This is a genomic window from Kitasatospora putterlickiae (assembly GCF_039527695.1).
Lineage (GTDB): Bacteria > Actinomycetota > Actinomycetes > Streptomycetales > Streptomycetaceae > Kitasatospora > Kitasatospora putterlickiae.
Genome location: NZ_BAAAKJ010000151.1, coordinates 2,825 through 7,551 on the forward strand (window position 1 = coordinate 2,825; position 4,727 = coordinate 7,551).

Here is a 4,727-nt window from a genome sequence, read left to right on the forward strand (position 1 = left end):
AGCCGGCGCAGAACCGGTCCGCCTCGGCGGTGCGGTGTCCGCACGCGGCGCAGCTCACGGCCGGCCCTCCAGGGTCGGCTCGGCGGACTCGGCGGACTCGGCGGGCCCCTCGCGCTCAGCAGGCTCCGCGCGATCGGCGGCCTTCGGGGCCGGGGCCGGGGCCGTGACGGCGGGCAGCGCGATCCGGGCGTAGACGCCGGCGAGCACGATCAGCAGGCCGGACACCGCGAAGACGGTGTCGATCGGCCCGAACCGCAGCCCGGCCGCCGAGCCCGAGAAGTCCCGCAGTCCGCTGCCCGCCAGCCAGCCGGAGAGCACCGCCGTCAGCATCGCCGCCATCCGGGTGACCGGGTAGAACACCGAGACCACCCGGCCCCGGAACTCCTGCGGGGTGGCGGCCAGCAGCAGCGGCGCCATGGCGGTGTTCAGCATGGTGATCGGCACGATGAAGACGAACAGCAGGGCCACCGCGCCCGGGAAGCCGGTCTGCCGCGAGTACAGCACCAGCAGGGCGCCGCTGGCCATCAGCCCGATCCAGGTGGTCCGCCGGGCGCCGATCCACTGCACCACGCGCCCGGCGGCGAGCGCGCCGGCGATCCCGCCGATGCCCGTCGCCATGCCCAGGTAGCCGTACAGCTCGGCGGAGACGTCCAGGTTCCGGGTGGCGAAGAAGACGTTCAGGGTGCTGAGCGCGCCCGTGCCGAGTTGGGCGATCACGGTGAGCAGCAGCAGGGCGACCAGGAAGCGGTTGCGGCCGAAGAAGCGCAGTCCGGCGGTGAAGTCCTTGAACAGGCCGGGCCGTTCGGCGGCCTTCGCCGCCGTGCCGGCCGGCTTCGGGGCGGCCGGGGCGACGGGCGTCAGGTCCGCGCCCCGGATGGCGACGTAGGAGACCAGGTAGGAGAGCGCGTTGAACAGCAGCGCCCACTGCAGACCGACCGCGAACAGCAGCGGCGCGGCGAGCGGCGGGCCGATGATCCAGGCGGTCTGCCCGGTCGCCTGGGCGAGGCCCGCCGCCCGGGCGCGGTCGGCCTCGTCGGTGACCAGTTCCGCGATGATGGAGAACCGGGCGGGCGTGAAGAACTGGCCGGCCGCGTTGAGGAGCAGCACGGTGAGGTAGATGAGGGCGAGCCAGACGCCCGCCGGCAGGTCCTCGACCGGCACGAAGGAGACGGCGGTCAGCCCCGCCACCAGCACGCCGCGCAGCACCTCGGTGCCGAGCATGGTGGCGCGCTTGTCCCAGCGGTCGACGAAGACGCCCGCGAGCGGACCGACGAACATCACGGCGACGCTGGTCGCGAGCACGACGCCGCTGACCGCCTGCGGCCCCCAGGAGCGGCCCTCGGCCAGCACGGTGGCCACCCACAGGACGAGCGTGGTGCTGAACACCGCGTCGCCGACGGAGGAGACGGCCTGGCCGAACCAGAGACGGCTGTAGGTCGGGCTGATGAGGGTCGGCCGGAGCCTGGCGAGGGCGCTCATCCGGCGTCCGCCGTTCCGAGCAGCAGCGTCATCAGGGCGGTCACCAGGGTGGTGTGGTACGCCGTGGCGAAGTACGCGGCGGGCGGGTCGGTGGCGCTCGCGCGGGTGGCGGCGGAGCGTCCGGGCAGGGAGCCGTCGGGGCGCTGGACGAGGGCCAGGCGCTCGACGGCGGCGGCGCCCTCGGGCGTGCCCAGGGCGTCCAGGCCGAGGCAGACCTGGGTCATCACGAGTTCGGCGGCGAGGTCCCACCAGTCGTGCCGGACGCAGTGGTCGAGCAGCCGGGCGACCAGGGCCGCCGCGTCGGCCACCGCGTCCTCGGGCAGTCCGGGGCCGGTGCGGGCGAAGTCGCTGAGGAAGAAGCTGGAGTGGGTGAGCGCGTACGCCTCGGGCACGGTGACCGGCGGTTCGTCGGGGCGGGCGGCGTCCTCCGCCCGGTCGGCGCGGGCGTCCCGGCGGTCACGGCGCGCCGCGCGGGCGAGCGCGGTGGGGGGAAGTTCCACGAGGACGTTGCGGCCGGCGAGCTCCGCGAAGGGCTCGACGGTGTGCGGCACCCCGGCCTTGTCGGCGTAGTAGCGCAGTTCCAGGCGCTGGTAGGGCGAGCGCCCGGCCGGGGAGAGGTCGGCCGGGGTGAGCAGGGCGAGGTCGGCCCGGAACGGCGCGTCCTCCGTCCCGGCGGGGGCCAGGGCGGCGCAGGCGAGCCGGTACTGGGCGGCGGCGCGCGGCTCGGCGGTGAGCAGGCCCGGCAGGCCGGGGTGCCGCCAGATGGCGCGGACCCGGGCTGTGGCCTCGGTGCGGCGGGGGTCGGCGCCCTCGTCGAGGCGGGTCCAGCAGTGGGCGAGCAGGGCGAGTTCCAGCGCGGCCTTGGCCGGACGGTGCGCGCCGCCGGGTTCGGCGGCCGACCGCTCCGGCGTCCGGCCCCGGCTCGTGAACGGGTCGAAGTGGTCGAGGTTGCGGCCCAGCCAGCCGAGGGCGCCGGCGGAGAGCCGTCGCAGGTCGTGGGCGCGGTCGAGTCCGGATGCCGTGGTCACAGGCGCCCCGTCTCGTCCAGGTAGTCGAGCAGCGCGGCGTCCACCGTGTCGTGGAAGGCGGCGAGGGTGCCGCGGTCGTCCTCGCGCCGGTAGAGGTCCTCGCAGCCGACCCAGCGGTCCCGGGTGAGCGCGGCCGGCAGGTAGCCGCCGGTCACGGTGCCGACCTCCCAGTCCGGCCTGCCCGCCGTCTCCCAGCAGCTCGCGAGGGTGCCGTCGGCGCTGACCACGGCGCCGTAGCGGCCGTCGCCGTGGCCGCAGGTGGCGCACGGCCGGTGGGCCTGCGGGCGGGCGACGGTGAAGCCGAGGTCGAGCGCCCGGCGCTGCCAGCGGCTGAACCGGTCGGACAGTTCGCGGGTGTGCCGCAGGTCGTTGCCGTAGCCGACGCCGACGTCGCCGACCTGGGCGAAGTAGAGCGTGCAGCGGCCCGGGTCGAGGGAGCCGGCGAGCCGGTCGATCAGCGCGTCCACGCCCTGGCAGGTCTCCTGGGAGACGTTGACCCGCAGCTGCCAGCGCAGCGGGGAGGCCGCGGAGGCGCCGACGAGGTTGCCGACGATGGCGTCGAAGGTCCCGCCGCCCTCGGCGCGCCGGATCCGGATCCGGTCGTGGTCGGGGCGGTCGCCGTCGAAGGTGACCTGGACGGAGCGCAGTCCGCGTTCGGCCAGTCGCCCGGCGAGCGCGGGGGTGAGCAGGGTGGCGTTGGAGATCATCCAGGCGGAGGCGAGGCCGCGGTCGGCGGCCCGTTCCAGCAGTTCCAGGCAGCCGCGCGGGTTGAGCAGCGGCTCGCCGCCGAACAGCAGGATCCGCAGCTGCTCCAGGCCGGCGGCGGCCATCCGGCGCTCGGTGAAGTCGAGGATGTCGGTGATGGTCCGCGAGGTCAGGCGGGTGCGGGCGATCCGGGGCGGGCGGCTGCCGCCGTCCGCGTCCTGGCCGGTGTTCTGGAAGCAGTAGCCGCAGCCGAGGTTGCAGTGGGTGCTGGTGAGGACGGTCAGCGCGTAGCTGCGCGGCGCCGGGACGGTCAGCAGTCCGTGTTCGCGCAGCCGGCGTTCGGTGCCGGGGCGCAGCGCGCCGTCCTCGGTCAGCTGGCCCGGGCGCAGTCGGGCGAGGCCGCCGCCGGGGCCGAGGAACCACCAGTTCCGCTCGCCCTGGAGCAGTCGGGCGCCGCTCCCGGCGGCGGTCGTCGCCGGGCTCACCGGGCACCTCCCAGCGCGGGCTCGGCGGGGGCGCGGTGCAGCAGGACCACCGTGGCCAGCGCCACGACCAGGGTGGACTGGTAGGAGGCGCGGAAGAACGCGACGGGGTTCGCGTCCGCGGCCGCCCGGTCGGTGGCGGAGCGGCCGGGGAGGGCGCCGTCGGGGGTCTGCACCTCGGCGAGCAGCCGCAGGCCGGCCGCGCCGGAGGGGGTGCTCAACGGGTCGAGGCCCAGGCAGTACTGGGCGAGCACGAGCTTGGCGGTGAGGTCCCACTCGCCGCGCCGGACGCACTCCTCGGTGAGGCGGTGGACCCGGTCGCGGGCGTGCGCGAGGTCGGCGCCGTCCAGGCCGGGGGCGCGGAAGCCGAAGTCGGCGAGGTGGAAGACGGTGTGGGTCACGTTGCACACGTCCAGCTCGGCGATCGGCCGCTCGTCGGTGTGGGCGGCCAGCCGGCTGATCCGGTACAGCTCCGGGTAGTCGGCCAACCGGTGCGGCACACCGGCGAGTTCGGCGTAGTAGCGGGTCTCCAGGTGCAGGAAGGGCGACTTGCGGCGCGGGGTCAGGAAGTCGCCCGCCGTCGCCTCGGCGAGGGCCGCGCGGTGCGGCCCTCCGGCGGCGAGGCCGGCGGGGGCGAGTGCCCCGTACATCAGCTGGAACTGCCGGGCGTAGCGCGGCTCGGCGGTGAGCAGACGCGGGTGGTCGGGACTGCGCCAGACCCGGTCGACGGTGGCGGCGACCCCGGCCAGGTCGGGGTCCTCCGGCTCGGCCTTCGCCCAGGCGCGGCGCAGCAGGGCGAGTTGCAGCAGCGCCTTGACCCGGGGGGTCACCGGCAGCTCCTCCCGGCCTGACGGATCGTCGAGGTAACCGCAGTTCCGCCCGATCCACCGCCGCGCTCCCGCCGAGAGGCCCGTGACGGCCGCGAGGTCCGGGCCGGCTGGTCGAGTACCCATGGTTACTCCCTTGAGGTTGCGGCCGCCGGGGCGGGCTGTCGGGCGGGGTTCCGGGCGGGCCGTCGGGCGGTGCGCTCGGC

Annotated in this window: 4 protein-coding genes; all 4 read right to left on the bottom strand. The window is 75.9% G+C overall.

Translation table 11 applies throughout. The annotated features are described in order from the left end of the window. Positions 1 to 54 precede the first annotated feature (54 nt). Genes ABD308_RS15670 through ABD308_RS15685 form a run of 4 tightly spaced genes read right to left on the bottom strand, consistent with a single transcriptional unit; the run spans position 55 to position 4,647 of the window. Entirely contained in the window at positions 55 to 1,479 is a 1,425-nt protein-coding gene (locus ABD308_RS15670; protein ID WP_344333976.1) for an MFS transporter, read from the bottom strand. Then, positions 1,476 to 2,507 (bottom strand): DUF6895 family protein, encoded by a 1,032-nt coding sequence (locus tag ABD308_RS15675; RefSeq protein ID WP_344333978.1) that lies wholly within the window; start codon positions 2,505 to 2,507, stop codon positions 1,476 to 1,478. Before ABD308_RS15675 ends, ABD308_RS15670 begins: the two co-directional genes overlap by 4 nt. Next, positions 2,504 to 3,697: a radical SAM protein gene (locus ABD308_RS15680; protein WP_344333979.1), complete on the bottom strand. Its 1,194-nt coding sequence runs from the start codon at positions 3,695 to 3,697 to the stop codon at positions 2,504 to 2,506. Before ABD308_RS15680 ends, ABD308_RS15675 begins: the two co-directional genes overlap by 4 nt. Beyond that, positions 3,694 to 4,647 carry a DUF6895 family protein gene (locus ABD308_RS15685; protein WP_344333981.1) on the bottom strand — a complete coding sequence of 318 codons (954 nt, stop codon included), beginning with the start codon at positions 4,645 to 4,647 and terminating at the stop codon, positions 3,694 to 3,696. Before ABD308_RS15685 ends, ABD308_RS15680 begins: the two co-directional genes overlap by 4 nt. Between the last annotated feature and the right edge of the window lie 80 nt (positions 4,648 to 4,727).

Bases quoted from the DNA above. Each gene is read 5' to 3' on its own strand.
- ABD308_RS15670 (WP_344333976.1), bottom strand. From the start codon at position 1,479: ATGAGCGCCCTCGCCAGGCTCCGGCCGACCCTCATCAGCCCGACCTAC.
- ABD308_RS15685 (WP_344333981.1), bottom strand. From the start codon at position 4,647: ATGGGTACTCGACCAGCCGGCCCGGACCTCGCGGCCGTCACGGGCCTC.